The sequence below is a fragment of the Hydrogenophaga sp. L99 genome, from assembly GCF_058731905.1.
This window is the reverse complement of record NZ_CM178972.1, coordinates 2,718,686-2,743,716: the sequence shown is the minus strand read 5'-3', so window position 1 is coordinate 2,743,716 and position 25,031 is coordinate 2,718,686. Positions and strand designations below refer to the sequence as shown.

The window sequence follows — 25,031 nt, the reverse complement described above, 5'->3', positions numbered from 1 at the left end:
CGAGGCACCGCCGCCTTTACGCTCCGTTTGCGCGTTGCTGCAATTGCCGCTCCATGCGGTCTTCCATCTCGCCAATGCTGGCACCCAGACCGTTTCCAGTCTGTTCGATCACCTCAGTCAAGGCCGTTTGCAAGCGGTCCATCTTTTGGTGCGTCTTTTCAGACAGGTCCTGTTCGCGGGCAGCCGTGGCCTGTAGCTCGGCCTGCAAAAACTGACGCAATTCAGTGAGTCGGGATGCCTCGGCTTTGTCCGCCAAGGTGCGCTGCTCAGCCACTTCGCGCGTGATGCGCCGTACCTCCATCAGGTGCGTCGTCTGGTAGTACACCAAGGCCAGCAAAAACACCACCAGCACCAGCGCCAGCATGCCCAGCAGCACCAGGCCCAGCGGTGCCTGAACCTCGGCCACGGCAAAGTTGAGGGTGGTCGGCGTCAAGATGGCTTCAAAGTTGAGCGCCACAAAACCGGCCACCAGCAAGATGAAAATGATCAGAAAAAGGGTACGAAATTTCATGGGGCTCCTCCTGGTGCAGGCTGCGTCAGCGGGTGCTGGGCGGTGAATGCAAAAGCCATCGTACGCGCAACCTGGGTGCGCCAGCCTAAGTGCACGAGGCACATGGTAGATTCATGGCATGAATTGGCTTGAAGAAGTGAAATGGGACGCCCAAGGCTTGGTCCCGGTGATTGCGCAGGAAGCCGCGACCGGCGACGTGCTGATGTTTGCCTGGATGAACCGCGAGGCGCTTGAAAAAACCGCTGAGCTGGGGCGGGCTGTGTATTTCAGCCGATCGCGCGGCCGGCTGTGGTTCAAAGGCGAAGAGTCCGGGCATGTGCAAACCGTGCATGACATCCGTCTGGATTGCGACAACGATGTGGTCCTGCTCAAGGTGACCCAGCTGGGGCACGAGCCTGGCATTGCCTGCCACACCGGACGTCACAGCTGCTTCTTTCAGCGCTATGAAAGTGGCGCCTGGCAGGCGGTAGACCCGGTGCTCAAAGACCCCGAATCCATTTACAAATAACGATATGTCCAACACCGATGACCTGGCGCGCCTGGCGGCCGTGATCGAGAGCCGCAAACCGGCCAACGGCGGCGATCCCGAAACAAGCTACGTGGCCCGCTTGCTCCACAAGGGTCCTGACGCCTTCCTGAAAAAAATTGGAGAAGAGGCCACCGAAGCCGTCATGGCGGCCAAGGACTGCGACCATGGCGGGGATGCTCAAAAGCTTGTCAATGAAATCGCCGATCTGTGGTTTCACAGCATGATTGCGCTCGTCCACTACGGCAAGACGCCGGCTGACGTGGTCAGCGAACTGGTGCGCCGCGAGGGGCTGAGCGGTCTGGAAGAAAAGGCGATGAGGAAAGTTCTGGCGCGCGAGTCCGAATCCTTGTCATCGGGGGGTCATGCATGAGCGACATCATCGACGTCAAAGCCATCGACAGCGAAAAGGCCCAGTCGCTCAAAAGCGTGGGTTGGGTCAGTTACATCCTTCACCTGATCGTGGCGGTGGCGGCGGTGGTGCCAGGCGCTCAGGTAGGTGCGGGTTTGCTCATCGTGGCGCTGGTGATCGATCTCGTGAAGAAATCCGACGCTGAAGGCACCTGGCAGGCCAGCCATTTTTCGTGGCGCATCCGCACCGTGATCTGGGCCGGTGTGCTTTACGTCGTCACCATTCCGCTGTGGTTTCTCTTTGTGTTGCCCGGCATGATCGCCTGGGCCTTGATTTCCATCTGGTTTCTCTACCGCATCGTCAAAGGCATGGTGCGCATGAACGCCAGCCAAGCCATGCCCGACTGAAATTTCCATGAGCGCACACGATCCCCACTGCATTTTTTGCAAAATCATCGCCGGCCAGATCCCGTCCAAAAAAGTCTTTGAGGACGAAGACATCTTTGCCTTTCACGATATCCACCCCTGGGCGCCGGTGCACTTTCTCATGGTGCCCAAGTTGCACATTCCGTCCATGGCGCATCTGACAGCCGAGCACGAGCGCCTGATGGGGCGCATGATGATGCTGGCGCCCAAACTGGCCATGGAGCAGGGCTGCAACCCCTACCCGGACGGAGGCTTTCGCATGGTCTGCAACACCGGCACCGAAGGTGGGCAGGAGGTGCACCACTTGCACATTCATGTGATGGGCGGCCCGCGCCCGTGGCTGCGGGGTTAAATGTCTGGGACGGCGTTTGAGTCCTCGGTCCGGTTTTTTGGCTGAGCCAGTACTGAACTCTTGTGCCGGCTTAGAATCCCACCCGAAGCGTTCAACGCATTACTTTTATATTTGGAGAAAACGATGGGTTCCTTTTCAATCTGGCACTGGTTGATCGTGCTCTTGATCGTGGTCATGGTCTTTGGCACCAAAAAGCTCAAAAACATGGGCTCTGATCTGGGTGGTGCGGTCAAAGGCTTCAAAGACGGCATGAAAGATGGCAGCCAAAACGCCGCTGACGCCGAGTCGGCGCCTGCAGGTCAGGTGACGCAAGACACCCGCACCGATAAAAACGCCATCGACGTCGAAGCCAAGCAAAAAAGCTGATTTCGTCGCTTCGATTTCTACCTGGTGGTCATGCGCTTTTGAGCATGGGCCAGCCAGGTTCAGAGTCTTGAACCAAGGCTCCGCATTGCCCGCAGGATGGCTGATACATGATTGATCTGGGCATTTCCAAGATTGCGCTCATTGGGGCGGTGGCGTTGATCGTTATCGGCCCTGAAAAACTGCCGCGCGTGGCCCGCACGGTGGGTGCCTTGCTGGGCAAAGCACAGCGTTACGTGTCGGATGTGAAGGCCGAGGTCAGCCGTTCGATGGAGCTCGAAGAGCTCAAGAAAATGAAAGACACGGTGGAGAGCGCTGCCCGCGATGTGGAGTCGTCGGTGCAAAGCGGTGCCAGCGACTTTGAAAAATCCTGGTCTGAAGCCACCGCCGGGCTGGATGGCGCAACTTCCTACGGTTCCGACGCGCACCACAGCATCGGCTCGGACCTGCACCCCAGCTACAAACACCCCAAAAAGAACTGGCGCATCAAGCAAAAGGCCATGCCCCAGTGGTACAAGGCACGCACCGGCGTGCGTACCCGCACCCAGTCCGGAGCCGCCCGAGTGGCGCGCTTTCGGCCCCGTTCTTCTTCTGCCCCCCGCTGATGTCCGACCCCAAAGATTCCACCGACGAACTCGCCGGTTCCGAGCAGCCGTTTGTCCAGCACCTCATGGAGCTGCGGGATCGCCTGCTCTATGGCGTGGTGGGTCTGGCTATCTGCATGGCGCTGCTGGCGTTTTGGCCGGGCCCGAGCGGGTTGATTGATCTGATCGCTGTGCCGATCCGTGCACACATGCCGCCAGACGCCAAGCTGATCGCTGTGGGCGTTTTTTCACCGTTTTTTGTGCCCATCAAAGTGCTGGCAATGGCCGCGTTGTTGCTGTCTTTGCCTTGGTGGATGTACCAGGTGTGGGCTTTTGTGGCGCCGGGCTTGTACAGCCACGAGAAGCGCTTTGCGATCCCGCTGATCTTGCTGGGCAGTTTGCTGGCGTATGTGGGCATTGCCTTTGTGCAGTTTTTTGTGCTCGACAAGATGTTTGGCTTTATCCAGCAGTTCACACCAGACAGCGTGGCGGCCACACCCGACATTGCGTCTTACGTTGAAGCCATCCTGTCTCTCTACCTCGCTTTTGGCCTGGCTTTCCAGGTGCCTATCGTGGTGGTGTTGCTGGTGAAAATGAACATGGTCACGGTGAAGCAGCTGCGCGATTTCCGCGGTTACTTCATCGTCGTGGCATTTGTCATTGCGGCCATTGTCACGCCGCCTGATGTCATCTCGCAGTTGGCGCTGGCCGTTCCCATGTGTCTTCTGTACGAACTGGGCATTTTTAGCTCGCAGTGGTTCATCAAAAAGGCGGCATCGCCTTCAGAGTCGACCGCAGAAGACACCGCAAAGTAGGTCTTAGCAGCGTGGGCGCAGAACAGGTGCTGGGCTTTGTCTCGGGTGGCCCGTAGCGCGACAAGCCAAACGGTGTTTGAGAACCACGCCAGGCACCCCTCTTGGATGAAGTGCATGCGCTTTCGCGCTGACCGAGATGCAACAGCGCCTCAACGCTGTTCTTGACGGGGCAGCGGATTGCGACGCGCTGGTGTGACGTTCAGTTGTGTCTTGCCATCGCGCCGCACGACATCCACAGCGGCCGACGTGCCGGGTGGCAGTGCAGCCACAGCCGATAGCAACTGGGCCACTGTGCCCACTTCGCGCCCGGCGACGCGTGTGATTACATCGCCAGGGCGTATGCCCGCTTGAGCCGCGGGGCCGTTTTGCAACACGCCGGTGATGATCACGCCGCTGCCCGCAGGAATGCCAAAGCTCTCGGCCAGTTCTGGGCTGAGTTCTTGCGGCTCCACGCCAATCCAGCCCCGGGTTACCTGGCCGTCACGCACGATCGCCTCCATCACACTGCGCGCGGTGGACGTGGGAATGGCAAAACCAATGCCCATGGAGCCGCCCGACCGGGAGTAGATGGCGGTGTTGATACCCATCAGATGGCCGTTCACGTCCACCAGTGCACCGCCCGAGTTTCCAGGGTTGATGGCCGCATCGGTCTGGATGAAATTTTCAAAGGTGTTGATGCCCAGCTGGGTTCGACCCAGTGCGCTGACGATGCCCCCCGTGACGGTTTGACCCACGCCGAAGGGGTTGCCGATGGCCAGCACCTGGTCGCCGATGGACAGGGCATCTGAGTTGCCCAGCGTGATCACGGGCAGTTCGGTCAATTCGATTTTGAGAATGGCGAGGTCGGTTTCCGGGTCGGTGCCGATCACCTTGGCGATGCTTTTGCGGCCATCGTTCAGCATCACCTCAATCTCATCGGCCTCTTCAATGACGTGGTTGTTGGTGAGTATGTAGCCCGCCGGGCTCACGATCACACCTGACCCCAGGCCGGTTTGCGGCTGAGCCTGCGGTTGGTCACCAAAGAAGAAGCGGAACCACGGGTCGTCACTGTGAATGTTGTTCACAGCCGCCTTGCTGGTGTTGATGCTCACCACCGCCGGTGAGGCGGCACGGGCTGCACCGCTGAAGCCGCTGGTGCTGCCGGTGGAGTGGGTTGGCGCCGCCGACTCCAGCACCGGCACCACGGTGGGCAGATTGGGCCGGCGGTCCAGCCACTGTGGCTTGAGTGTGGCGACCACGAAAAAGGCAGCCAGCAGTACAGTGACGGATTGGGCAAAGACGAGCCAGAGTCGTTTCATGGGTGGTTTTGGGGCAAAGGTGTTGTTGGCAGATCGAAGCCGGTCCCCAGATTGTGCTGTATATGGTTGCCAACCCCTTGAGTTCAAGCGGCTTGACCCACGTCAAGGCGCGCGGGCGGTGGACGCGGTGCAATGAAAGCCTTTGTTAGAGGAATGGAGTAAAAAATGAAAGCCATCGTGGATCTCTTCTCGACCGATTACGGACTGTTCAGCATTTCCGGCATCATTTTTATGATTGGCATGGCGATCTGGTTTTACCGATTTTTCACCCGCAAGATGCTGGAGTCGGAACAGGCGCAGCGCTGAACGGCCTCACGGCCAGTCTGTGTCGCGATCAATCCCTCGCTTGCCAAGGGTTGCGCTCTTGTCTGCGGGGGCTGTCAAAATGAAAGGTTGGTTGGTCTTTTAACTGGGCCACGCCCGTGCCAATTTTTCAAGACAGGCCTTTTCTATGAAAACACCCGAGCGCGCGGTTTCACGCACCATGTTGCTAGAAACCTTGAACGGTTTGATGCAGCCCGCCCTGTTCAACGACTATGGCCCCAATGGCTTGCAGGTAGAAGGGCGCCAGGGGATTCGCAAGTTGGTCACGGGCGTCACGGCCAGTCGGGCCTTGATTGACGCAGCGATTGCCGCTGGGGCTGACGCCATCTTGGTTCACCATGGTTTGTTTTGGCGAGGCCAGGACGGGTGCGTCACCGGCTGGATGAAACAGCGGCTTGCGCGCCTGCTTGCGCACGACATCAACCTGCTGGCCTACCACCTGCCGCTCGATGCCCACCCCGAACTTGGCAACAACGCGCAGCTCGCCTTGCGCCTTGGGGTGTCTGCGTTTGACGGACCTGCGGGACGTTTCGGTGCCCAATCGTTGGGCTTGATGGGGCAGCGGCGCTCGGCGTCTGCGGCCGAGCTTGCGGCCCATGTGGAGCAGACCTTGGGGCGTGCGGTGACGCTGGTGGTCGAACCCGACCGGCCCGTCGAGCGCGTTGCACTGTGCACGGGGGGGGCGCAGTCTTACTTTGAATCCGCTATTGCAGCCGGTGCCGATGTGTTCATCACCGGAGAGATTTCGGAGCCACAGGCGCACTACGCGCGGGAATGCGGTGTGGCGTACATCGCCTGCGGGCACCATGCCTCGGAACGGTATGGCGTGCAGGCTGTGGGTGCGCATGTGGCGCAGGCGCTTGGCTTGTCTCACCAATTCATTGACATCGACAACCCCGCCTGAGGGCATCAGCCATGAATCCCTCTGTGGTCAAGAACTCTTTAATCAAGCCCGTGGTGTTGACCATGGGCGATCCTGCTGGTATCGGCCCTGAAATCATTGCCCAGGCGTTTCGCGAGCGGCCCAGCCTGATGCAGCAGGTGGTGGTGGCGGGCGATATGGAAACGATGCGTCGGGCCATGCAATGTGTGGCGTTGGCAACTGCGCAGACGCAGCCAATCCCGGTGTTGGCCGAATTGAGCGCGCTTGAACATTTCAGCGAAGTTCCCCCTGGTTGTATGGGCGTCCTTCAAGCTTGTTCCCTGAAGCAGCCCGTGGTGTTGGGGCGCATCAGCACTGAAGCGGGCGAGGCTGCCGCCGACTGCATTCGGTTTGCTGCGGGCGCGGCTCTCTTGGGACAAGCGCGCGCCGTGGTCACCGCACCCATTCACAAAGAGGCATTGGCTGCTGCCGGCGTGGCTTTTCCCGGGCATACCGAGTTGTTGCAGGCGCTTGCCGCAGAGCACCTCGGTGTTGCCGTCTCGGCCTTGCCCGTGCGCATGATGCTCAGTTGCCCAGGCTTGCGTACGGTGTTGGTGAGCATCCATGTGTCGCTGCAGGATGCGCTCGACGCGGTCACTCAAGCGCAGGTTTTGCAAACGGTGCGCATCACGCAGGCCCATTTTCTTCTCTGCGGCTTGGCGAAGCCGCGCATTGCCGTGGCAGGCCTCAATCCCCATGCAGGTGAGGGCGGTTTGTTCGGGCGTGAAGAGATTGATGCCATCGCGCCAGCCGTCGAGCAGGCCAAAGCTGAAGGTCTGGATTGCAGCGGTCCGCATGCGCCCGACACCGTTTTCATGCGCGCTCGCCAAGGGGCGTTTGACGTGGTCATTTCGATGTACCACGACCAGGGATTGATACCTGTGAAGCTTTTGGGCTTGGAGCATGGGGTCAACACCACGCTGGGTCTGCCTTTTGTCCGCACCAGCCCGGACCACGGTACCGCCTTTGACCTCGCCGGCACCGGACGAGCCAGTGCGGCCAGTTTGCTGGCAGCGTTGGATGCGGCCCTGGAGGCCAGCTCAACCCAATAAAAAAGCCGCTGCGCCTCATGGCGCCAGCGGCTTTGAACAGGTTGCGCAGGCTTACTTGCGCAGGCTGTCGCGAATCTCGCGCAGCAACACCACGTCTTCCGGTGTGGCCGGGGGGGCGGCTGGGGCGGGAGCTTCAGCGCGCTTCATGCGGTTGATCTGTTTGACCATCATGAAAATGATGAATGCCAGAATCAAAAAGTTGATCGCCACACTCACGAAATTGCCGTAGGCCAAGGTCGGAACGCCAGCAGCTTTCATCGCCGCCAAAGTAGGGGCGGTGCCCTCGGGCACCGTACCAAGTGCCAGGTAGAGGTTGGAAAAATCGAGGCTGCCAAAGATGGAGCCCACCACAGGCATGATCACATCGTCAACCAAAGACCCCACGATCTTGCCAAACGCTCCACCAATGATCACACCCACAGCCAGGTCGATCACATTGCCCTTGACAGCAAACTCCTTGAATTCCTGCATCATGCCCATGGCCGCTTCCTCCAGATAAGTTGTTTAAAGTGTTCGACACTGCGAGAAGTCAAATAGGTCTGCCTGGTCGGCAGCGTCTGAACCGGTTGGCGATTTTGCCACCGCATACCATCGCATTACAAGCGGCTGACGCGCTGTGCAGCTGTTGCGCTTTTGTCAACGTGACAATAGCCCACTCCCATACCCCGGCAAGCCACAGTGGGCACCTTTGGGTCCAGTACAATCACGGGTTGTCCCTAGTGTCCTCTCGAACCAGTTTGAAAGATCCCCATGAGTGAAGCAACCGTCGATGCGACTGTGGATAACAGCCGCCGAACCTGGCTGATCACATCCTGCGCCATGGGTGGCGTAGGTGCAGCCGCTGTCGCCGTCCCCTTCGTCAGCAGTTTTCAGCCGTCCGAGCGGGCCAAGGCAGCCGGTGCCGCCGTCGAAGTCGATATTTCCACGCTCGCGCCTGGCGAGAAGCGTGTGGTCGAGTGGCGTGGCAAGCCCGTGTGGATCATGCGCCGCACACCCGAGCAGTTGGCGGCTCTTGAAAAGCAAGAAGACCAGCTCGCCGATCCCAACTCGGATCGCAATGCTTATCCCACTCCCGAATACGCAAAAAACCGCCACCGCTCCATCAAGCCCGAAGTGCTCGTGGCCGTGGGTATTTGCACCCACCTCGGTTGCTCACCCAGCGACAAGTTGTCTCCTGGTCCGCAGCCTTCGCTGCCTGACGACTGGCAGGGTGGTTTCCTGTGTGCTTGCCACGGTTCTACGTTTGACGTGGCAGGGCGGGTGTTCAAGAACAAGCCTGCGCCTGACAACCTCGAAGTGCCCCCGCACTACTACCTGTCCGATACGACCCTGTTGGTCGGCGAAGAGAAGAAGGCCTGAGCTGCCGTACTTCGCAGTGCAAGCAGACACCTGACCTCAGAGGCAAATAATGGCTGAATTCAAAGAAATTTCCCCCGATGCTCCCATGGGCCAAAAAGCGCTCAACTGGGTCGACAACCGGTTTCCGTTGTCCAAGCTCTACAACGAGCACTTGGCCGAGTACTACGCTCCCAAGAACTTCAACTTCTGGTACTTCTTCGGCTCGCTCGCGCTGTTGGTGCTGGTAATCCAGATCGTCACCGGTATTTTCCTGGTGATGCATTACAAGCCCGACGCCAACCTGAACGCTGCTGGCGTGCCGGTGGCCTTTGCGTCGGTCGAATACATCATGCGCGACGTGCCGTGGGGCTGGCTCATTCGCTACATGCATTCTACAGGCGCCTCGGCGTTCTTTGTGGTCGTCTACCTGCACATGTTCCGTGGCTTGATCTACGGTTCGTACCGCAAGCCGCGCGAGTTGGTCTGGGTGTTCGGCTGCGCCATATTCCTGGTCCTGATGGCGGAAGCCTTCATGGGCTATCTGCTGCCTTGGGGTCAGATGTCGTACTGGGGCGCCCAGGTGATCGTGAACTTGTTTGCCGCGGTTCCCTTTGTGGGTCCTGACCTGGCTTTGCTGATCCGCGGCGACTTTGTGGTGGGCGATGCTACGTTGAACCGCTTCTTCAGCTTCCACGTCATTGCGGTGCCGCTGGTGCTGCTGGGCTTGGTGGTTGCTCACATCATTGCGCTGCACGAGGTGGGTTCCAACAACCCCGACGGCGTTGAAATCAAGGCGCTCAAGGACGAAAAGGGCATCCCGCTGGATGGTATTCCCTTCCATCCCTACTACAGCGTTCACGACATTCTTGGTGTGTCCGTGTTCCTGATGGCCTTCTCCGCCATCGTGTTCTTCGCCCCTGAACTGGGCGGCTACTTTCTGGAATACAACAACTTTATTCCAGCCGATCCCCTGGTGACGCCGTTGCACATTGCACCCGTCTGGTACTTCACGCCGTTTTATTCGATGCTGCGTGCCATCACCAACGAAATGATGTACGCGCTGATCGCCTGCGTTTTGCTTGGTGCTGTGCTGGGTGTGGTTAAGGCCAAGATCGGCTCGGCCATGAAGGCGGCTGTGGTCGGTGGCGCTGTCGTGATTGTGGCTCTGATGCTGGCCATTGATGCCAAATTCTGGGGTGTGGTTGCGATGGGTGGTGCCGTGGTGATCCTGTTTGCCCTGCCTTGGCTGGACAACAGCCCTGTCAAATCCATCCGTTACCGTCCAAGCTGGAACAAGTGGCTTTACGCCGTGTTCGTGATCAACTTCCTGATCCTCGGCTACCTGGGTGTGTTGCCCCCATCGCCTATCGGTGAGCGCGTCTCGCAGGTCGGTACCTTGTTCTACTTTGGCTTCTTCCTGCTGATGCCTTGGTGGAGCCGGATCGGCGAGTTCAAGCCCGTCCCGACCCGCGTCACGTTTACGCCCCACTGAGCCCCTACCAGCGATTCCGGAGAGTCAATCAAATGAAAAAAATTCTTCTGGGCTTCATGATGGCCTTGGGTTTGTCGGGTGCCGCGCTGGCTGCAGGCGCGGGTTTCCCGCTGGACAAAGCCCCACAGCGAACCAATGACATGGCCGCGCTGCAAAACGGTGCCAAGTTGTTCGTGAACTACTGCCTCAGCTGTCATTCGGCATCGTTCATGCGTTACAACCGCCTGCGCGATATTGGTCTGAACGACAAGCAAATTGCTGAGAATCTGACCTTCACCACCGACAAAATCGGTGACACGATGAAGTCCAATATGGACCCGGCACTGGCCAAAAAATGGTTTGGCGCCAACCCGCCCGACCTCACCTTGGTGGCTCGCTCACGCGCCAGCAAGCAGGGTTCTGGCCCTGACTACATCTACACCTTGCTGCGCACCTACTACCGCGACGAGACCAAACCTACAGGCTGGAACAACCTGGTGTTCCCCAACATTGGGATGCCAAACCCGCTGTGGGAACTTCAGGGCGAGCGAAAGCCGGTCTTCGACAAAGTGACCAGCCATGGTGCCGAAATCGAGGTCCACAAGGGCTGGGAGCCTGTGAAGGCTGGCACGATGACCGCCTCTGCCTACGACCAAAACGTGGGCGATTTGGTTGCTTACCTGCAATGGATGGCCGAGCCTGAGCAAAATAACCGTGTGCGCATTGGCGTGTGGGTTTTGCTCTTCCTTTCGGTGTTCACCGTCATCGCCTGGCGCCTGAACGCGGTGTTCTGGAGAGACATCAAATAATTTGATCCGGGTCGGGTCCCTCGCTCTAGAGCGCGGGACCCTCCGTTCCACAGTGGTTTGCAGCACCGCACGGTGTTTATGCAACCCACTGTTTTTGCTTTAAGGAGACTCCCTCATGATGGTCTTGTATTCGGGCACCACCTGCCCTTACTCCCACCGCTGCCGCTTTGTCCTGTTTGAAAAAGGCATGGACTTTGAGATCCGCGACGTGGACCTGTACAACAAGCCCGAAGACATCAGCGTGATGAATCCCTACGGACAGGTCCCGATCCTGGTCGAGCGCGATCTGATTTTGTACGAGTCGAACATCATCAACGAGTACATCGACGAGCGCTTTCCGCATCCCCAGCTGATGCCCGGCGACCCCGTTGACCGCGCCCGCGTGCGCCTGTTTTTGCTGAATTTCGAAAAAGAGCTGTTCACGCACGTGTCCATGCTGGAATCGCGCAGCACCAAAGGCAATGAAAAGGCGCTGGAAAAAGCCCGTGCGCACATACGCGACCGTTTGACCCAGTTGGCCCCCGTGTTCTTGAAAAACAAGTTCATGCTCGGCGACAATTTCTCCATGCTGGATGTGGCGATCGCCCCCCTGCTGTGGCGTCTGGATTTCTACGGTATTGAGCTCAGCAAAAATGCTGCACCCTTGCTGAAGTACGCCGAGCGCATCTTCTCGCGCCCAGCCTACATTGAAGCGCTGACGCCTTCTGAAAAGGTCATGCGCAAATAATCGGTACACCAGACCTTTTGTGTCTGGTGCCATTTTTTGCATGTGGACAGCCCATGAAATCTTTCGAGTCGGAAACACCCTCCACACGTCCCTACCTCATTCGTGCTCTGCACGAATGGTGTGTTGACAACGGCTTTTCACCCTACATTGCCGTGCAGGTGGATGCATCGGTGAGGGTGCCGATGGAGTTCGTCAAGAACGGTGAGATTGTTCTCAACGTCGGTGTGGACGCCACCAGCGCCTTGCGCCTAGGCAACGACTTCATCGAGTTCAAGGCCCGTTTCGGTGGTGTGGCGCGCGAGATCATTGTTCCTGTCAGCCATGTGATTGCCATCTACGCACGTGAAAACGGGCAAGGCATGGCTTTCCCTGCGCCACCGGTGGCCACGGTCAGCGGGGTCGGTGGGGCTCCACAGGGTGTGATGTCTGTTTTGGAGGACGCGAGCGAAACGGAAGATTCAGCCGAGTCGCCCGTCCGCGGTGCGCTGCGCGCTGTGCCCGTGGAAGAGGCCGCATCAGAGGGGGGCGAGCCTCCACCGCCTCAGCCCGATGGGCCTGCGCGCGGGGGCGGGCGGCCGCAGCTCACCCGCGTCAAGTAAAATGTTAGTTTGTGCCGCTTTAGCTCAGTTGGTAGAGCAATCGCCTTGTAAGCGATAGGTCGTCTGTTCGAGTCAGACAAGCGGCACCACCCCTTTTTGCAGGGCCCATGTGCCGGCGGCGTTTGCCCTCAGCTGCCCGCCATTTGGACTTTGATCCGAATTGCGTTAACCTGCGCACCGTTTTGGGCCAACACTTGCAGCATTGCCGGCAGCAGCTGGCGAAGTTTGGTTGAAGCCGATGCGCTACCCACCAATATGCACCACTCGTTCTCTTGAATCGGGCCTGCTTTGACGTGCTGGCGCAATGTCGCGGGGATCAGGGCGCTCACTTGTTGGAGGCAGCGCTGCGATGCCTGAATCCGTTCTTGTAGCGCAGCCAGGCTGGGTGCCTCGCCGACTGCCTGCTCCAGGCTGAGCATGGTGTTGAGTCGTGGGGCTGTTCGCATTCGGTGGGTGTGCGTCGACTCGACGCGGTGACTTTTCGAAAAGGTTGAATTTTGCACATCATTATCACGGACGCCTGGTTGGCGAAAAGTCGGGCCCTGCACCTCAGCGGTTACAAATTGATCGGTGCTGGTTTGCTGGCCTCGGTCTTGTTGATGTTGGGCTCTGTGGTGGCGTACCACGGCGTATTTCTGGAAGGGGTGCGGCAAGGGTGGCCGGGCTTTGCCTCGGTAGGGCGCATGGTGCACCAGAGCGAGGTGGAAACCCAGGAAGTCTTCATGCGTGAAAACCTGGATGCCATGGCTCGAAAGCTGGGTGAAATGCAGGCCCGGATGATGCAGTTGGAGTCATTGGGCGATCGGGTGGCCGGGCTGGCTGGCCTCAATCCAGCCGAGTTCAAGACGGCTCCCGGTGCTGGCGGGTCTTTGGTGGCTGTTCGGGAGCTTTCCGTACCCGAGTTGATGGCCGCCATGGAGCAGCTCGATATGTCCAGTGACTCGCGCGTGGATTGGTTGACGGTGGTGGAATCTCGCCTTTTTGACCAGAAGATTCAGCGAACCATGGTGCCTACCGAGCAACCCGTGGCGGGCGTTCGCGTGGGCTCCCCCTTCGGCTTTCGCATCGATCCCATCACCGGCCGATCTGCCTTGCACACCGGCCTGGACTTCCCGGCGGACACCGGTACGCCCATTCTGGCTGCGGCCGGCGGTATGGTCGTGGTGCAGGAATACCATCCGGCATACGGCAATATGGTTGAAGTGGATCACGGCAATGAGCTGATCACCCGCTACGCCCATGCATCTCAGGTGTTCGTGAAAAAAGGTGACATTGTGAAGCGTGGTCAGAAGATCGCCGATGTAGGTTCGACGGGGCGTTCAACTGGCCCTCATCTGCATTTTGAGGTGTGGGTGTCGGGCGTCCCGCAGGACCCCCAGCGCTTTCTGGCTGCGGGTGAGTCGATGGCAACGGCGCAGCTGCAACAGGGTCGAGCCCGTAAACCCTGAAAGCGCCTTGATGCGGCAGGTAAAATGCCGCCTTGCTCTTGAAATATGAGCGTTCGGCGGAACCTGACGGCAAGCCGTTGGTGTCCTATGCCACCCACGTTCGAAAGAACCTTCCGAATCCCCTTTTGCCTGAACGGAGACCCTCGGGTGTCCGTTCAGGCCTGTACGTATGGCCACAAACTTCCTCACCAAAATTTTCGGTAGCCGCAACGACCGTTTGCTCAAGACCTACCGCAAGACCGTGGAGCGCATCAATGGTCTGGAGGCGCAGTTTGAAAAACTCAGCGACGAGGAGTTGAAGGCGCAGACCGAGATTTTCAAACGCCGAGTGGCCGACGGTGAGGCGCTGGAGTCGGTGTTGCCCGAGGCTTTTGCGGTGGTTCGAGAGGCCAGCAAGCGCGTCATGAAGATGCGTCATTTTGACGTGCAAATGGTGGGTGGTTTGGCCTTGCACCATGGCAAAGTGGCCGAAATGCGCACGGGTGAGGGCAAGACGCTCACCGCCACCTTGCCCGTTTACCTGAACGCACTCACCGGCAAAGGCGTGCACGTGGTGACGGTGAACGACTACCTGGCCAGCCGCGACGCTCAGTGGATGGGACGGCTGTACAACTTTCTGGGTTTGACGGTGGGCATCAACCTGCCGCAAGCACCTCGGGAAGAGAAGCAGGCCGCTTACCGTGCCGACATCACCTACGGCACCAACAACGAGTACGGTTTCGACTACCTGCGTGACAACATGGTGTACGAGGCTGGTGACCGGGTTCAGCGTGCGCTGAACTACGCCATCGTTGACGAGGTGGACTCGATCCTGATCGACGAGGCACGCACGCCGCTGATCATCAGCGGCCAGGCCGAAGACCAGACCCCTTTGTACCTTGCCATCAACCAGCTGATTCCCCAGCTGGTGCGCCAAGAAGGCGAAGCCGATCCGCGCACGGGCGAGGGCGTGATCAAGCCAGGCGACTTCACCATGGACGAGAAGGCGCACTCGATCCACATGACCGAGCAAGGGCACGAGAATGCCGAACGTTTGCTCAGCCAGGCCGGGTTGTTGCCCGAAGGCGCTTCGCTCTACGACCCGTCCAACATTGCCTTGTTGCACCATTTGGTGACTTCGCTGAAGGCGCACCACCTCTACCACCGCGACCAGCACTACGTCAGCCAGAACGGTGAAATTGTCATCGTCGATGAATTCACGGGCCGCCTCATGTCGGGTCGTCGCTGGAGCGATGGCTTGCACCAGGCCGTGGAGGCCAAAGAGGGCGTGACGATCCAGCCTGAAAACCAGACGCTGGCCTCCATCACCTTCCAGAACTATTTCCGCCTCTACGGCAAGCTTTCCGGCATGACGGGCACGGCCGACACCGAAGCCTACGAATTCCAGGAAATTTATGGTCTGGAAACGGTGGTGATCCCACCCAACCGCCCCAGTTCGCGCACCGATCAGCTCGACCGGGTGTACAAGACGACGAAAGAAAAATACGTCGCAGCGATCGAAGACATTCGCGAATGCCACGAGCGTGGTCAGCCGGTGCTGGTGGGTACCTCGTCGATTGAAAATTCCGAAATCATTGCCACGCTGTTGCAGGCTGAAAACCTGCCCCACGAGGTGCTGAACGCCAAGCAGCATGCCCGCGAAGCGGACATCATCATCCAGGCGGGGCGCCCCGGTGCCATCACCATCGCCACCAACATGGCGGGCCGCGGTACCGACATTGTGTTGGGTGGCAACCTGGAAAAAATGGTTGAGGCGGTGCAGACCGATGCTTCGCTCGACGATGCCACGAAGGCCACGCGCATCGAAGCGGTACGCGAGCAATGGAAGCTGGATCACGAGAAGGTGCGGGCACTGGGCGGCTTGCGCATCATCGCGACCGAGCGCCACGAGTCGCGCCGCATTGACAACCAGTTGCGTGGGCGATCGGGGCGCCAAGGCGACCCCGGTTCGTCGCGCTTCTACCTGAGTTTGGACGATTCGCTCATGCGCATCTTTGCGGGCGATCGCGTGCGCGCCATCATGGATCGCCTGAAGATGCCCGAGGGCGAGGCCATTGAAGCGGGCATCGTGACCCGCAGCATTGAGAGCGCTCAGCGCAAGGTTGAGGCGCGCAACTTCGATATTCGCAAGCAGCTGCTGGAATACGACGATGTGTCCAACGACCAGCGCAAGGTGATCTACCAGCAGCGCAACGATATCTTGGACGCTGACAGCCTGCGCGGCCAGATCGACTCGCTGCGCGACGGCTGCTTCATCGACCTCGTGCACCAGTTTGTGCCTGCGGGCAGCGTGGAAGAGCAGTGGGATCTCGCTGGCTTGGAGCGCAATTTGCGCGAAGAGTGGGCAGTGGATGTGCCGGTGTCCAGTTGGGTGTCAGACGCCGAGGCCATCGACGTTGATGATATTGTGGAACGTGTGTTGGCCGCTGCCAAAGAGGTCTTCAACGGCAAGGTCCAGGTGGTGGGTGAAGAGAACTTCACCCAGTTCGAGCGGGTGGTGTTGCTGCAAACCATCGACAGCCAGTGGCGCGAACATCTGTCGGCCTTGGACTACCTGCGCCAGGGCATTCACCTGCGGGGTTACGCCCAGAAGCAGCCCAAACAGGAATACAAGCGCGAAGCTTTCGTGTTGTTCGGGCAGCTGCTGGACAGCGTGAAGAACGATGTCTCGCGTATTTTGATGAACGTGCGGGTGCAGTCCGCGGAGCAAATTGCCCAGGCTGCAGAGCAACTGGAAGAGCGAGCCGAACAGATTGCCAACATGACCTACACCGCGCCGACCGAAACGGGTGAGGTGGAAGTCATCACCAGCGCCGGAGCCGTGGCTACCGCCTCGGGTGCCTTGGCAGACGCCGTACCCCGTGTGGGGCGCAACGATGCGTGCCCTTGCGGCAGTGGCAAAAAATACAAGCATTGCCACGGCAAGCTGGACTGATATCCCGCGGCTGACCCGTTCGGGTGCCCCACGGCAAGCCACGTCTTTTTCACGGAGTTTCCATGCCTGTTCAACTTGATATCCCGCTGGCTGTTGATTTGCTGGCCATCCCCGGTGTACGCATTGGTGTGGCTCAGGCGGGTATCCGAAAGGCCAACCGCAAAGATCTGACCGTTTTCCTTTTGGACGAAGGCAGTGCGGTGGGTGCGGTTTTCACCCAAAACCGCTATGCGGCTGCACCGGTGCAGGTGTGCCGTGAGCACCTGGCCTCGGGTGCTGCCATTCGTGCCATGGTCATCAACACCGGCAACGCGAACGCCGGCACGGGCGAGCCAGGATTGGCTGCGGCGCGCCAGACCTGCACGGCCATGGCGCGTGCGCTCGGGTTGGGTCATGAACAGGTGCTGCCGTTTTCCACCGGGGTGATCATGGAGCCTTTGCCCCTGGACCGGCTCCTGGCGGGTTTGCCCCAGGCGCTTGAACTCGCAGCGCAGTCGCCTGTGGCATCGGGTGCCCAGTGGCTGTCTGCCGCTGAAGGCGTGATGACCACCGACACGCTGCCCAAGGCGGCAAGCGGTCAGTTCGTGCTGGGCGGCACCACGGTGAGTGCCACCGGTATTGCGAAAGGGGCGGGCATGATCCGCCCCAACATGGCAACCATGCTCGGTTTTCTGGCCACCGATGCCTGTGTGGCCCCAGAGTTGATGGGCACACTGGCCCGCCGGCTCGCCGATGTGTCGTTCAACCGTGTCACCGTGGATGGCGATACGTCCACCAACGACTCGTTTGTGGTGATTGCCACAGGCAAGGCCGGGCACGCGCCCATCACCGATCTCGGCAGCCCCGACGGTCAAGCCCTGCTGGCCGCGCTGGTGCCCCTGGCGCAACACCTGGCGCACGCCATCGTGCGCGATGGAGAGGGCGCGACCAAATTCATCACCATCCGGGTTGAGGGCGGTCAGACGTCGGCTGAATGCCTGCAGGCGGCTTACGCGGTGGCGCACTCGCCGTTGGTCAAAACCGCATTTTTTGCCAGCGACCCGAACCTGGGCCGAATCTTGGCGGCGGTGGGCTACGCGGGCATTGCCGATCTGGATGCCACGAAAATTGAACTGCACCTGGGTGATGTGCATGTGGTGGCGGCTGGGGGCCGGCACCCCGACTACCGCGAGGAAGACGGTCAGCGCGTCATGAAGGACGCCGAGATCCTGGTGCGCATAGGCCTTGGCCGCGGCGATGTAACCGAAACAGTCTGGACCTGCGATTTCAGCCACGACTACGTCACCATCAACGCCGATTACCGCTCATGAATGCCAACTTCGAACGCCTGCTGGAGCGTGCCGAGCAACTGATGGCGCGCATCGAGTCGGTGCTGCCGCAACCCTTGGGCGCTCCCGACTGGTCGGCATCGGTGGCCTTTCGCTACCGCAAGCGCAGCAGTGGCCATGGTGTGTTGGAACCTGTGCGCCAGGTCGCGCACATGCGGTTGGCCGATTTGCAGGAAATCGGTGGGCAGAAGGAAAAGATCCAGCGCAACACCTTGCAGTTTGTGCAGGGGCTGCCGGCCAACAACGTGCTGCTCACAGGCGCCCGCGGTACGGGCAAGTCGTCCTTGGTCAAGGCTTGCCTGAACGAGTACGCCTCTGAAGGACTGCGCCTGATTGAGGTGGACAAGGCCGACTTGGTGGACTTGCCCGATATTGTGGATGTGGTGGCTGACCGGCCCGAGCGTTTTGTGGTGTTTTGTGACGATCTGAGTTTTGAAGACGGCGAGCCTGGCTACAAGGCTTTGAAGTCGATCCTGGACGGCTCGGTGTCGGCGGCGGGTCAAAACGTGCTGATTTACGCCACCAGTAACCGGCGCCACCTGCTGCCGGAATACATGAAAGAAAACCTCAGCTACACCCACACCGCTGATGGCGAGGTGCACCCGGGTGAGGTGGTGGAAGAAAAAATCTCCCTCTCTGAGCGCTTTGGTCTTTGGGTGAGTTTCTACCCCTTCAGCCAAGATGAGTACCTCACCATCGTGGCGCAGTGGCTGGCGTCCTTCGGCGTGTCCGTCGAGGCCATTGAGTCGGCTCGGCCTGCAGCGCTGGTGTGGGCTCTTGAAAGAGGTTCACGCAGCGGCCGGGTGGCCTACCAGTTCGCCCGTGATTACGCGGGTACCCATGCGGCGCGTGGCTAAGCTGATTCGGCACAAAGGCTTGCGGTGAGCGATTCGATCTTGTTGGTGGACGGTGAACTTCGCCGGGCGGATGGGCCAGCGCGCCCGGTGGTGGATGTGGCCGTGGGCTTGCTGATCGCGCCCAGCGGCGAGTTTTTGCTGACATCCCGGCCTGAGGGCAAGGTATATGCCGGTTACTGGGAGTTTCCCGGCGGCAAGCTGGAGGCGGGTGAGTCGGTTGAACAGGCTTTGCGGCGCGAGCTACAAGAAGAGATTGGCGTGCACATTGGCCCGGTAATCGCCTGGAAAGAGAAGCTCGTTGACTATCCCCACGCGCTCGTGCGTCTGCACTTCTGCAAGGTATTTGAATGGACTGGAGCGCTACAAATGCACGAAGGCCAAGACTTCAGTTGGGAGCGCTTGCCCGTTCGATGTTCTCCCGTGTTGCCTGGCACGGTACCGGTGCTGGAGTGGCTGGCGGATGAGCCAACAGCTTGAGCTGCATGCCGTTTTTGTGGCATCTCAGCTCTGCTGGAATTCCGGATCGTTGTCGGTCAGCGTTTCAGGCAGTTTGAAGGTTTCACTGGCCCAGGCGCCAAAGTCCATGTTTTTGCAGCGCTGGCTGCAAAACGGCCGGTAAGGGTTGCTGGCTGCATAAACGCTGGGGCCGGCGCAGGCCGGGCAGCGAACCATCTTGACGGGAATTTCCGTTCCTTCGTTCGACATGCAAGACCTCAAGCGCAGAGGGTGAGTTCAAACGCAGCGTCTTCTTGCGCGGGATGAAGGCGATCGTCTTCACCCTGGCGCATCAAGCGCACGGAAAGCATCAAACGGTTACCGCTGATCTCAGGTATGAGACCTGCGGAGGGGTCCATGCGCAAGCGCAGCAACTGAAAGGTGCGCCCCTGTGGCAGGTTTTGTTGGAACTGGCCGTTGGGTGCAACCACTTTTTGCGCGGAACCTGAGTCACGCAACATTTTCATCAGCAGCCCGATGGAGGCCGCCAGCGGCGCCAGTGGCGCCACCCAGCGCTGCAAATCCGCATGGCGCTGTTCGACGCTGTGGTGCTGCCAGTGGAAGTAGGCGGGCAGATCGAACTCACACGTGCCACCTGGGATACCGATGCGGCTGCGAATGCTCATGAGCCAGTCGTTTTCCGTTAACGATTGCCCGGTTTTCCCGCTCAACTGGTTCAGCTGGGCAAAGCAGTCGTCCAGTTGTGCGATCACGCCGTCAAGCACCTGCTCAGAAATGGCCGGGTTGCCGCGGTAGCTGTTGAGTTGAAGCTTTTGCCGGTCAATGTCCTTGAGCACGTCCGACTTCATGTCGGCACGCGAGGCCACGTCCATGATTTCGAAAATGGTCTGGATCGCGTAGTGGTGGTCCAGCGAGTGGCTGCGAGGAACGAGTTCAGACAGGCGGCGAAAGAGCTGTTCCAGCCGCAAGTAGGTGCGGATACGTTCGTTGAAAGGGTATTCGTACAGGATCACAGCGGCGGAGCTTCGTGGAGAAGGGGCCAAGAGGCCAGGGCGAACAAGGCTTTCATCATAGCCCGAACCGTTGGGCCAACCCGCTCACCAGCCGCTGCAAGTGTTCGATCTTGTCCGTGTCGTTGCAGAGCACCACGTCAGCCGCCGCCAGGCGTTGGACGCGTGGGCTCTGACTGCGAATCACAGCTTCAATGGTGTGGGCGTCCCACGCATTGCGCTGGCTGACCCGCCGTATTTGCGTCGTGTGCGAGCAGTCCACCACCACCACGCGGTCCAATTGGTGGCGCCAATGTGGCGATTCGACCAGCAACGGTACATCGAAGACCAGGCAGCGGGCGTTTGACGAGGCAGCCAGGCGCCGAACTTCTGCGCCAACCAGCGGATGGATGATGGCTTCCAATGTGCGCCGTGCGTCAGGACGGGCAAACACATGATCTCGCATGCGCTGTCGGTCCAGCGCGCCATCGGCATTCACAAAGTCTTGGCCAAAAGTGCTTGCAATGGTGGGCATGGCGCTACCGCCACTGAGGGTGCAAGCACGTGAGATGGCGTCTGCGTCGATGACGAACGCACCCCGTTGCTCAAGCAGCGCCGCAACGGTGCTTTTGCCACTCCCGATGCCACCCGTCAGTCCAAGCCTCAGCGCAGGACGAGCGTGCATCGCAGGGCTCACAGACCGATGAATGCCAGAATGGCAGACGGACCAAAAATCATCGAAGTCAGCCCCGCCATGGCGAGAAAGGGGCCGAACGGCACATAGCCGCCTTCGCGCAACTGCCCCCACACTTTGATGGCGATACCGACCACGGCACCGATGACCGATGCCATCAAGATCACCGGGATCAGTGCTTGCCAGCCAAACCAGGCGCCAAACGCTGCAAACAGCTTGAAGTCGCCGTAGCCCATGCCTTCTTTGCCCGTGATCAGTTTGAAGGCCCAGTAAACCAGCCAAAGCGACAGGTAGCCGGCGACTGCGCCCCACAAGGCGTCTGTGATGGCGGTGTTGATCAACCCCAGCCCAGCCGCACACAGCCCGGCCCAGAGCAGCGGCAACGTGATGTCATCGGGAAGCAGCGTGGTGTCCCAGTCAATACAGGCCAGTGCCAGCACTGAGGCAGAAAAACCGCACCACACCAGCGCTTCCCATGTGAGTCCCCAGTTCCAGCCACACCAGGCGAACAGCGCTCCACAGACCAGTTCCACAGCAGGGTAGCGTGCGCTGATGGGCGCAGCGCAGTTGCCGCACTTACCTCGCAAGGCTAGGTAACTGACAACGGGAATGTTTTCAAACCAGCGGATCTGGTGGCCGCAATGAGGACACCTGGAGCGGGGCACCATCAGGTTGAATCGGGTGGGTTCAGCCGTTGGATCGCTGGTCAGACCGGCGGACCCCTGCTGGAGTTCAGCGCACTCGGCTGCCCATTGCAGCTCCATCATCTTGGGCAGGCGGTGTATCACCACATTCAAAAAACTGCCGACCAACAAGCCCAAAAGACCCAGCAGAGCTGCGTCGGCCGTGCTGATGCCCAGCATCAGACCACCTGGCCCAGCTTGAAGATGGGGAGGTACATCGACACCACGATGCCGCCAATGATGGTGCCCAGCAGCACGATGATGATGGGCTCCATCAGGCTCGACAGGCCGGCCACCATGTCGTCCACCTCCGCTTCGTAGAAGTCGGCAGCTTTGCCCAGCATATGGTCAATGGAGCCCGACTCTTCCCCGATGGCGCACATCTGCAGCACCATGGACGGAAAGATGTTGGCGTTGGTCATCGCGTTGGTCAGGCTGGTACCGGTCGATACTTCCTGCTGAATTTTCTCTGTGGCCGATGCATAGACCGAGTTGCCCGATGCGCCTCCCACCGAATCCAAAGCCTCAACCAAGGGCACACCTGCGGCGAACATGGTTGAAAGCGTACGCGTCCAGCGGGCAATGACCGATTTTTCGACCAGGGTGCCGAAAATTGGCATCCTGAGCATGAACCTGTCCATGACCTTTTGCACTTTTTCATTGCGCTTCCAGGCTTGCATGAAAAAGTAGATCCCGCCACCCAGGCCGCCAAAAATCAACCACCAAAATTCGGTGAAAATTTCACTGATGGCAATGACGAAAAGCGTGGGTCCGGGCAGGTCTGCGCCGAAGGAGCTGAACACCTCTTTGAACGACGGGATCACGAAAATCATGATCACTGCAACGACCACAAAGGCAACGATCACCACCGAAATGGGGTACATCAAAGCCGACTTGATCTTGGACTTGATGGCCTCGGTTTTCTCCATGTAAACCGCCAGACGGTCGAGCAACTCTTCCAGAATACCGGCAGCCTCACCAGCCTCTACCAGATTGCAGTACAAGCTGTCGAAATAAAGCGGATTCTTGCGAAAGGCGGCGCTCAGCGAGGTACCCGTTTCGACATCGGTCCGAATGTCGTTCAAGAGCTTGGTCACGCTGGGGTTGGGATTGCCTCGCCCGACAATGTCAAAGGCCTGCAACAGCGGTACACCAGCCTTCATCATCGTCGCCAGCTGGCGTGTGAAGATGGCGATGTCTTTGGGCTTGATGCGCTTGCCCGATGTCATGCGCCGCTTTTTGACTTTACCCGGCACGATGCCCTGGCGGCGCAAGGCGGCCAGCACCTGGTTCTCACCTACCGCGCGTGTCTCACCGCGAACGGTCTTGCCATTGCGGTCTTTGCCTTCCCATTCGAAAACAAAGTCTTTGATGCTTTTAGATGCAGCGGTTGCCATGGTGTCCTCGGAGTCGTGTGTCTAGCGCTGCATCACTCGTTGGTGACGCTGAGCACTTCTTCCAGCGAGGTCATCCCTTGTCTGACCTTCAGCAGACCGGACTCGCGCAGTGTGCGAACACCTTCTTTGCTGGCTTGCTGGGCAATGTCCAAGGCGCCGCCACCGCGCAAAATGATGCGCTGTATTTCTTCTGAAATGGGCATCACCTGGTAAATGCCAACGCGGCCTTTGTAGCCATTGTTGCAAGCTGAACAGCCTACTGGTTTGTAGGGTGTCCAAGTGCCGTCCAGGTCTTCGCTTTTGTAACCTGCATCAATCAGGGCCTTGCGAGGCACATCCAGCGGCGCCTTGCAATTCGGACACAAGCGCCGAGCCAGGCGCTGGGCCGTGATCAGGATTACGCTGGACGCGATGTTGAACGTGGGAATCCCCATGTTCATCATGCGGGTGAGCGTGGTGGGTGCATCGTTGGTGTGCAGGGTGGACAGCACCATGTGACCGGTCTGGGCCGCCTTGATTGAAATGTCAGCAGTTTCCAGGTCGCGAATCTCACCCACCATGATCACGTCGGGGTCTTGACGCAGGAACGCTTTGAGCGCGGCGGCGAATGTCAGGCCTGCCTTTTCGTTGACGTTCACCTGGTTCACACCGGGCAAGTTGATCTCGGACGGATCTTCGGCGGTGGAGATGTTGATACCTGGCTGATTCAGAATGTTTAGGCAGGTATACAGCGATACGGTTTTTCCCGAGCCCGTAGGGCCTGTCACGAGCACCATGCCGTAAGGGCGCACGATCGCGTTCATCAGGCGCTCTTTTTCCTCCGGCTCATAGCCGAGTGCATCAATACCCACCTTGGCGCTGCTCGGGTCCAGAATACGGATCACGATCTTTTCGCCAAACAGAGTGGGCAGCGTGCTCACCCGGAAGTCGATCACCCGGTCCGGACCGATCTTGAGCTTCATCCGCCCGTCTTGCGGCACGCGCTTCTCAGAGATGTCCATTCGGGAAATCACCTTGATGCGGGAAGCCAACTTGTCCTTGATCGCAATCGGCGGGGACGCGATTTCGCGAAGCTCACCGTCGATACGGAAGCGAACGCGGTAGTTGTGTTCGTAAGGCTCGAAGTGCAAATCCGATGCGCGCATGTTGAAGGCATCGATCAGCATCTTGTGCAGGAACTTGACCACCGGCGCGTCGTCCACCTCGGTGGCTTTTTCGGCGGTGTCGGTGACCACCGCTTCGGTGGCAATGTCATCGAACTCGAAGTCACCACCAACGATGTTGTCCATCGCGTCGTTGGCACTCGTGGTCTGGCTGTCGACCAACTTGCTCAACTTGTCGTATTCAGCAATGACCCAGTCCACGCCCATCTGCGTGGCAAATTTGATCTTCTCGGCAGCCTGCTGGTCAGCAGGGTCCGCCGTGGCGACCATCAGGCGGTTGTTGCGCTTGCTGAGCACCACAATGCGGTAGTCCGCGCAAATTTTGCTGTCGAGCAAGCCTTTGGGCAGGCGGGTGATGTCGATCGCATCCAGGTCCAGCAGCGGCGCCGCGTAGGCTGTGGACATGGTGTGCGCCATGTCTGAGGCCGACACAGCCCCAGAGCCTGTGAGCTCTGCGATGAAGCTGGTTCGGCTGCTCTGCGCTTTTTTGTACAGGTCTTCGGCCGCTCTTTGCCCCAGCTTGCCTGCAGCCACGAGTGCTCGCCCCAAGCCAGGCAGTGCCATGGTGGAGCTATCTTGAATAACCGTATCGATAGACGCCATAAAACCGTAA

The 25,031-nt window shown here is 59.3% G+C and carries 30 protein-coding genes and 1 tRNA gene; 21 read left to right on the top strand and 10 right to left on the bottom strand.

Features of this window, described 5'->3' with window-relative positions; all coding sequences use genetic code 11:
• Positions 1-16 precede the first annotated feature (16 nt).
• Complete coding sequence (locus AC4QBL_RS13075) at positions 17-511, bottom strand: lipopolysaccharide assembly protein LapA domain-containing protein (protein WP_472900299.1); 495 nt, start codon at positions 509-511, stop codon at positions 17-19.
• A gap of 109 nt (positions 512-620) precedes the next feature.
• Between AC4QBL_RS13075 and hisI the strand changes: the two genes are divergently transcribed.
• The 7 genes from hisI to tatC all read left to right on the top strand — a co-directional run bounded on the left by hisI (position 621) and on the right by tatC (position 3,928).
• Positions 621-1,019 carry a phosphoribosyl-AMP cyclohydrolase gene (gene hisI, locus AC4QBL_RS13070; RefSeq protein ID WP_472900375.1) on the top strand — a complete coding sequence of 133 codons (399 nt, stop codon included), beginning with the start codon at positions 621-623 and terminating at the stop codon, positions 1,017-1,019.
• Between the two features lie 4 nt (positions 1,020-1,023).
• Positions 1,024-1,410, top strand: a complete 387-nt coding sequence (locus AC4QBL_RS13065; protein ID WP_472900300.1) for a phosphoribosyl-ATP diphosphatase — start codon at positions 1,024-1,026, stop codon at positions 1,408-1,410.
• Positions 1,407-1,796: a DUF4870 family protein gene (locus AC4QBL_RS13060; protein WP_472900301.1), complete on the top strand. Its 390-nt coding sequence runs from the start codon at positions 1,407-1,409 to the stop codon at positions 1,794-1,796. Before AC4QBL_RS13065 ends, AC4QBL_RS13060 begins: the two co-directional genes overlap by 4 nt.
• A 7-nt stretch (positions 1,797-1,803) precedes the next feature.
• Positions 1,804-2,166 (top strand): histidine triad nucleotide-binding protein, encoded by a 363-nt coding sequence (locus AC4QBL_RS13055; RefSeq protein ID WP_472900302.1) that lies wholly within the window; start codon positions 1,804-1,806, stop codon positions 2,164-2,166.
• A gap of 123 nt (positions 2,167-2,289) precedes the next feature.
• Positions 2,290-2,532 (top strand): Sec-independent protein translocase subunit TatA, encoded by a 243-nt coding sequence (gene tatA / locus AC4QBL_RS13050; protein ID WP_472900303.1) that lies wholly within the window; start codon positions 2,290-2,292, stop codon positions 2,530-2,532.
• A gap of 107 nt (positions 2,533-2,639) precedes the next feature.
• A complete protein-coding gene (gene tatB, locus AC4QBL_RS13045; protein ID WP_472900304.1) occupies positions 2,640-3,134 on the top strand; it encodes a Sec-independent protein translocase protein TatB in 495 nt (164 codons plus the stop codon).
• Positions 3,134-3,928, top strand: coding sequence for a twin-arginine translocase subunit TatC (gene tatC, locus AC4QBL_RS13040; RefSeq protein ID WP_472907034.1), 795 nt, complete (start codon positions 3,134-3,136; stop codon positions 3,926-3,928). The genes tatB and tatC overlap by 1 nt, the downstream gene beginning before the upstream one ends.
• Positions 3,929-4,077: 149 nt before the next feature.
• Here tatC and AC4QBL_RS13035 read toward each other — a convergent pair whose 3' ends face one another.
• Complete coding sequence (locus tag AC4QBL_RS13035; protein WP_472907035.1) at positions 4,078-5,226, bottom strand: trypsin-like peptidase domain-containing protein; 1,149 nt, start codon at positions 5,224-5,226, stop codon at positions 4,078-4,080.
• Between the two features lie 165 nt (positions 5,227-5,391).
• Here AC4QBL_RS13035 and AC4QBL_RS13030 point away from each other — a divergent pair, with 165 nt between their 5' ends.
• The 3 genes from AC4QBL_RS13030 (at position 5,392) to pdxA (ending at position 7,524) form a co-directional block, all read left to right on the top strand.
• A complete protein-coding gene (locus tag AC4QBL_RS13030; RefSeq protein ID WP_472900307.1) occupies positions 5,392-5,532 on the top strand; it encodes a DUF3149 domain-containing protein in 141 nt (46 codons plus the stop codon).
• Positions 5,533-5,677: 145 nt separating this feature from the next.
• A complete protein-coding gene (locus tag AC4QBL_RS13025) occupies positions 5,678-6,454 on the top strand; it encodes a Nif3-like dinuclear metal center hexameric protein (protein WP_472900308.1) in 777 nt (258 codons plus the stop codon).
• An 11-nt stretch (positions 6,455-6,465) separates the two neighbouring features.
• Positions 6,466-7,524, top strand: a complete 1,059-nt coding sequence (gene pdxA, locus AC4QBL_RS13020; RefSeq protein ID WP_472907036.1) for a 4-hydroxythreonine-4-phosphate dehydrogenase PdxA — start codon at positions 6,466-6,468, stop codon at positions 7,522-7,524.
• Between the two features lie 51 nt (positions 7,525-7,575).
• On the opposite strand, the gene mscL is transcribed toward pdxA, so the two are convergent.
• On the bottom strand, positions 7,576-8,004 hold the full coding sequence (gene mscL, locus AC4QBL_RS13015; protein WP_472900310.1) for a large conductance mechanosensitive channel protein MscL: 429 nt from the start codon (positions 8,002-8,004) through the stop codon (positions 7,576-7,578).
• Positions 8,005-8,274: 270 nt separating this feature from the next.
• Here mscL and petA point away from each other — a divergent pair, with 270 nt between their 5' ends.
• The 6 genes from petA to AC4QBL_RS12985 all read left to right on the top strand — a co-directional run bounded on the left by petA (position 8,275) and on the right by AC4QBL_RS12985 (position 12,557).
• Positions 8,275-8,883 (top strand): ubiquinol-cytochrome c reductase iron-sulfur subunit, encoded by a 609-nt coding sequence (petA, locus tag AC4QBL_RS13010; protein ID WP_472900311.1) that lies wholly within the window; start codon positions 8,275-8,277, stop codon positions 8,881-8,883.
• 46 nt (positions 8,884-8,929) lie between these two features.
• The gene (locus AC4QBL_RS13005; RefSeq protein WP_472907073.1) at positions 8,930-10,354 is read left to right on the top strand and encodes a cytochrome b; all 1,425 of its coding nucleotides are present in this window, start codon (positions 8,930-8,932) and stop codon (positions 10,352-10,354) included.
• A 32-nt stretch (positions 10,355-10,386) separates the two neighbouring features.
• Positions 10,387-11,142, top strand: coding sequence for a cytochrome c1 (locus tag AC4QBL_RS13000; protein ID WP_472907037.1), 756 nt, complete (start codon positions 10,387-10,389; stop codon positions 11,140-11,142).
• A 115-nt stretch (positions 11,143-11,257) separates the two neighbouring features.
• Positions 11,258-11,869 (top strand): glutathione S-transferase N-terminal domain-containing protein, encoded by a 612-nt coding sequence (locus tag AC4QBL_RS12995; RefSeq protein WP_159607845.1) that lies wholly within the window; start codon positions 11,258-11,260, stop codon positions 11,867-11,869.
• 53 nt (positions 11,870-11,922) lie between these two features.
• Positions 11,923-12,468: a ClpXP protease specificity-enhancing factor gene (locus AC4QBL_RS12990; RefSeq protein ID WP_472900313.1), complete on the top strand. Its 546-nt coding sequence runs from the start codon at positions 11,923-11,925 to the stop codon at positions 12,466-12,468.
• A 13-nt stretch (positions 12,469-12,481) separates the two neighbouring features.
• A tRNA-Thr gene (locus AC4QBL_RS12985) sits at positions 12,482-12,557 on the top strand.
• Positions 12,558-12,596: 39 nt separating this feature from the next.
• On the opposite strand, the gene AC4QBL_RS12980 is transcribed toward AC4QBL_RS12985, so the two are convergent.
• Positions 12,597-12,887 carry a DciA family protein gene (locus tag AC4QBL_RS12980; protein WP_472907038.1) on the bottom strand — a complete coding sequence of 97 codons (291 nt, stop codon included), beginning with the start codon at positions 12,885-12,887 and terminating at the stop codon, positions 12,597-12,599.
• A gap of 78 nt (positions 12,888-12,965) precedes the next feature.
• On the opposite strand from AC4QBL_RS12980, the gene AC4QBL_RS12975 reads away from it, so the two are divergent.
• The 5 genes from AC4QBL_RS12975 to AC4QBL_RS12955 all read left to right on the top strand — a co-directional run bounded on the left by AC4QBL_RS12975 (position 12,966) and on the right by AC4QBL_RS12955 (position 19,513).
• Positions 12,966-13,916, top strand: coding sequence for a M23 family metallopeptidase (locus tag AC4QBL_RS12975; protein WP_472900315.1), 951 nt, complete (start codon positions 12,966-12,968; stop codon positions 13,914-13,916).
• 169 nt (positions 13,917-14,085) lie between these two features.
• Positions 14,086-16,851 carry a preprotein translocase subunit SecA gene (gene secA / locus AC4QBL_RS12970; RefSeq protein WP_472900316.1) on the top strand — a complete coding sequence of 922 codons (2,766 nt, stop codon included), beginning with the start codon at positions 14,086-14,088 and terminating at the stop codon, positions 16,849-16,851.
• Between the two features lie 62 nt (positions 16,852-16,913).
• Positions 16,914-18,161 (top strand): bifunctional glutamate N-acetyltransferase/amino-acid acetyltransferase ArgJ, encoded by a 1,248-nt coding sequence (gene argJ / locus AC4QBL_RS12965; protein ID WP_472907039.1) that lies wholly within the window; start codon positions 16,914-16,916, stop codon positions 18,159-18,161.
• Positions 18,158-19,036: an ATP-binding protein gene (locus AC4QBL_RS12960; protein WP_472907040.1), complete on the top strand. Its 879-nt coding sequence runs from the start codon at positions 18,158-18,160 to the stop codon at positions 19,034-19,036. The genes argJ and AC4QBL_RS12960 overlap by 4 nt, the downstream gene beginning before the upstream one ends.
• Before the next feature lie 24 nt (positions 19,037-19,060).
• Positions 19,061-19,513 (top strand): NUDIX domain-containing protein, encoded by a 453-nt coding sequence (locus AC4QBL_RS12955; protein WP_472900319.1) that lies wholly within the window; start codon positions 19,061-19,063, stop codon positions 19,511-19,513.
• Between the two features lie 24 nt (positions 19,514-19,537).
• On the opposite strand, the gene AC4QBL_RS12950 is transcribed toward AC4QBL_RS12955, so the two are convergent.
• The 6 genes from AC4QBL_RS12950 to pilB are packed head-to-tail and all read right to left on the bottom strand — an operon-like array spanning position 19,538 to position 25,021.
• Positions 19,538-19,741, bottom strand: coding sequence for a DNA gyrase inhibitor YacG (locus AC4QBL_RS12950; RefSeq protein ID WP_472907041.1), 204 nt, complete (start codon positions 19,739-19,741; stop codon positions 19,538-19,540).
• An 8-nt stretch (positions 19,742-19,749) separates the two neighbouring features.
• Entirely contained in the window at positions 19,750-20,505 is a 756-nt protein-coding gene (gene zapD / locus AC4QBL_RS12945; protein ID WP_472900321.1) for a cell division protein ZapD, read from the bottom strand.
• 55 nt (positions 20,506-20,560) lie between these two features.
• On the bottom strand, positions 20,561-21,166 hold the full coding sequence (coaE, locus tag AC4QBL_RS12940; protein WP_472907042.1) for a dephospho-CoA kinase: 606 nt from the start codon (positions 21,164-21,166) through the stop codon (positions 20,561-20,563).
• A gap of 8 nt (positions 21,167-21,174) precedes the next feature.
• Complete coding sequence (locus AC4QBL_RS12935; RefSeq protein ID WP_472907043.1) at positions 21,175-22,038, bottom strand: prepilin peptidase; 864 nt, start codon at positions 22,036-22,038, stop codon at positions 21,175-21,177.
• A complete protein-coding gene (locus tag AC4QBL_RS12930; protein ID WP_472900324.1) occupies positions 22,038-23,255 on the bottom strand; it encodes a type II secretion system F family protein in 1,218 nt (405 codons plus the stop codon). The genes AC4QBL_RS12935 and AC4QBL_RS12930 overlap by 1 nt, the downstream gene beginning before the upstream one ends.
• A gap of 32 nt (positions 23,256-23,287) precedes the next feature.
• On the bottom strand, positions 23,288-25,021 hold the full coding sequence (pilB, locus tag AC4QBL_RS12925) for a type IV-A pilus assembly ATPase PilB (protein ID WP_472907044.1): 1,734 nt from the start codon (positions 25,019-25,021) through the stop codon (positions 23,288-23,290).
• Positions 25,022-25,031: the final 10 nt, after the last annotated feature.

Excerpts from the sequence above, each read along its gene's own strand:
- AC4QBL_RS13075 (WP_472900299.1), bottom strand. The coding sequence starts at position 511 with ATGAAATTTCGTACCCTTTTTCTGATCATTTTCATCTTGCTGGTGGCC.
- AC4QBL_RS13065 (WP_472900300.1), top strand. The coding sequence starts at position 1,024 with ATGTCCAACACCGATGACCTGGCGCGCCTGGCGGCCGTGATCGAGAGC.
- AC4QBL_RS13060 (WP_472900301.1), top strand. The coding sequence starts at position 1,407 with ATGAGCGACATCATCGACGTCAAAGCCATCGACAGCGAAAAGGCCCAG.
- AC4QBL_RS13055 (WP_472900302.1), top strand. The coding sequence starts at position 1,804 with ATGAGCGCACACGATCCCCACTGCATTTTTTGCAAAATCATCGCCGGC.
- tatA (WP_472900303.1), top strand. The coding sequence starts at position 2,290 with ATGGGTTCCTTTTCAATCTGGCACTGGTTGATCGTGCTCTTGATCGTG.
- tatB (WP_472900304.1), top strand. The coding sequence starts at position 2,640 with ATGATTGATCTGGGCATTTCCAAGATTGCGCTCATTGGGGCGGTGGCG.
- tatC (WP_472907034.1), top strand. The coding sequence starts at position 3,134 with ATGTCCGACCCCAAAGATTCCACCGACGAACTCGCCGGTTCCGAGCAG.
- AC4QBL_RS13035 (WP_472907035.1), bottom strand. The coding sequence starts at position 5,226 with ATGAAACGACTCTGGCTCGTCTTTGCCCAATCCGTCACTGTACTGCTG.
- AC4QBL_RS13030 (WP_472900307.1), top strand. The coding sequence starts at position 5,392 with ATGAAAGCCATCGTGGATCTCTTCTCGACCGATTACGGACTGTTCAGC.
- AC4QBL_RS13025 (WP_472900308.1), top strand. The coding sequence starts at position 5,678 with ATGAAAACACCCGAGCGCGCGGTTTCACGCACCATGTTGCTAGAAACC.
- pdxA (WP_472907036.1), top strand. The coding sequence starts at position 6,466 with ATGAATCCCTCTGTGGTCAAGAACTCTTTAATCAAGCCCGTGGTGTTG.
- mscL (WP_472900310.1), bottom strand. The coding sequence starts at position 8,004 with ATGGGCATGATGCAGGAATTCAAGGAGTTTGCTGTCAAGGGCAATGTG.
- petA (WP_472900311.1), top strand. The coding sequence starts at position 8,275 with ATGAGTGAAGCAACCGTCGATGCGACTGTGGATAACAGCCGCCGAACC.
- AC4QBL_RS13000 (WP_472907037.1), top strand. The coding sequence starts at position 10,387 with ATGAAAAAAATTCTTCTGGGCTTCATGATGGCCTTGGGTTTGTCGGGT.
- AC4QBL_RS12995 (WP_159607845.1), top strand. The coding sequence starts at position 11,258 with ATGATGGTCTTGTATTCGGGCACCACCTGCCCTTACTCCCACCGCTGC.
- AC4QBL_RS12990 (WP_472900313.1), top strand. The coding sequence starts at position 11,923 with ATGAAATCTTTCGAGTCGGAAACACCCTCCACACGTCCCTACCTCATT.
- AC4QBL_RS12980 (WP_472907038.1), bottom strand. The coding sequence starts at position 12,887 with ATGCTCAGCCTGGAGCAGGCAGTCGGCGAGGCACCCAGCCTGGCTGCG.
- secA (WP_472900316.1), top strand. The coding sequence starts at position 14,086 with ATGGCCACAAACTTCCTCACCAAAATTTTCGGTAGCCGCAACGACCGT.
- argJ (WP_472907039.1), top strand. The coding sequence starts at position 16,914 with ATGCCTGTTCAACTTGATATCCCGCTGGCTGTTGATTTGCTGGCCATC.
- AC4QBL_RS12960 (WP_472907040.1), top strand. The coding sequence starts at position 18,158 with ATGAATGCCAACTTCGAACGCCTGCTGGAGCGTGCCGAGCAACTGATG.
- AC4QBL_RS12950 (WP_472907041.1), bottom strand. The coding sequence starts at position 19,741 with ATGTCGAACGAAGGAACGGAAATTCCCGTCAAGATGGTTCGCTGCCCG.
- coaE (WP_472907042.1), bottom strand. The coding sequence starts at position 21,166 with ATGCACGCTCGTCCTGCGCTGAGGCTTGGACTGACGGGTGGCATCGGG.
- AC4QBL_RS12935 (WP_472907043.1), bottom strand. The coding sequence starts at position 22,038 with ATGCTGGGCATCAGCACGGCCGACGCAGCTCTGCTGGGTCTTTTGGGC.
- AC4QBL_RS12930 (WP_472900324.1), bottom strand. The coding sequence starts at position 23,255 with ATGGCAACCGCTGCATCTAAAAGCATCAAAGACTTTGTTTTCGAATGG.
- pilB (WP_472907044.1), bottom strand. The coding sequence starts at position 25,021 with ATGGCGTCTATCGATACGGTTATTCAAGATAGCTCCACCATGGCACTG.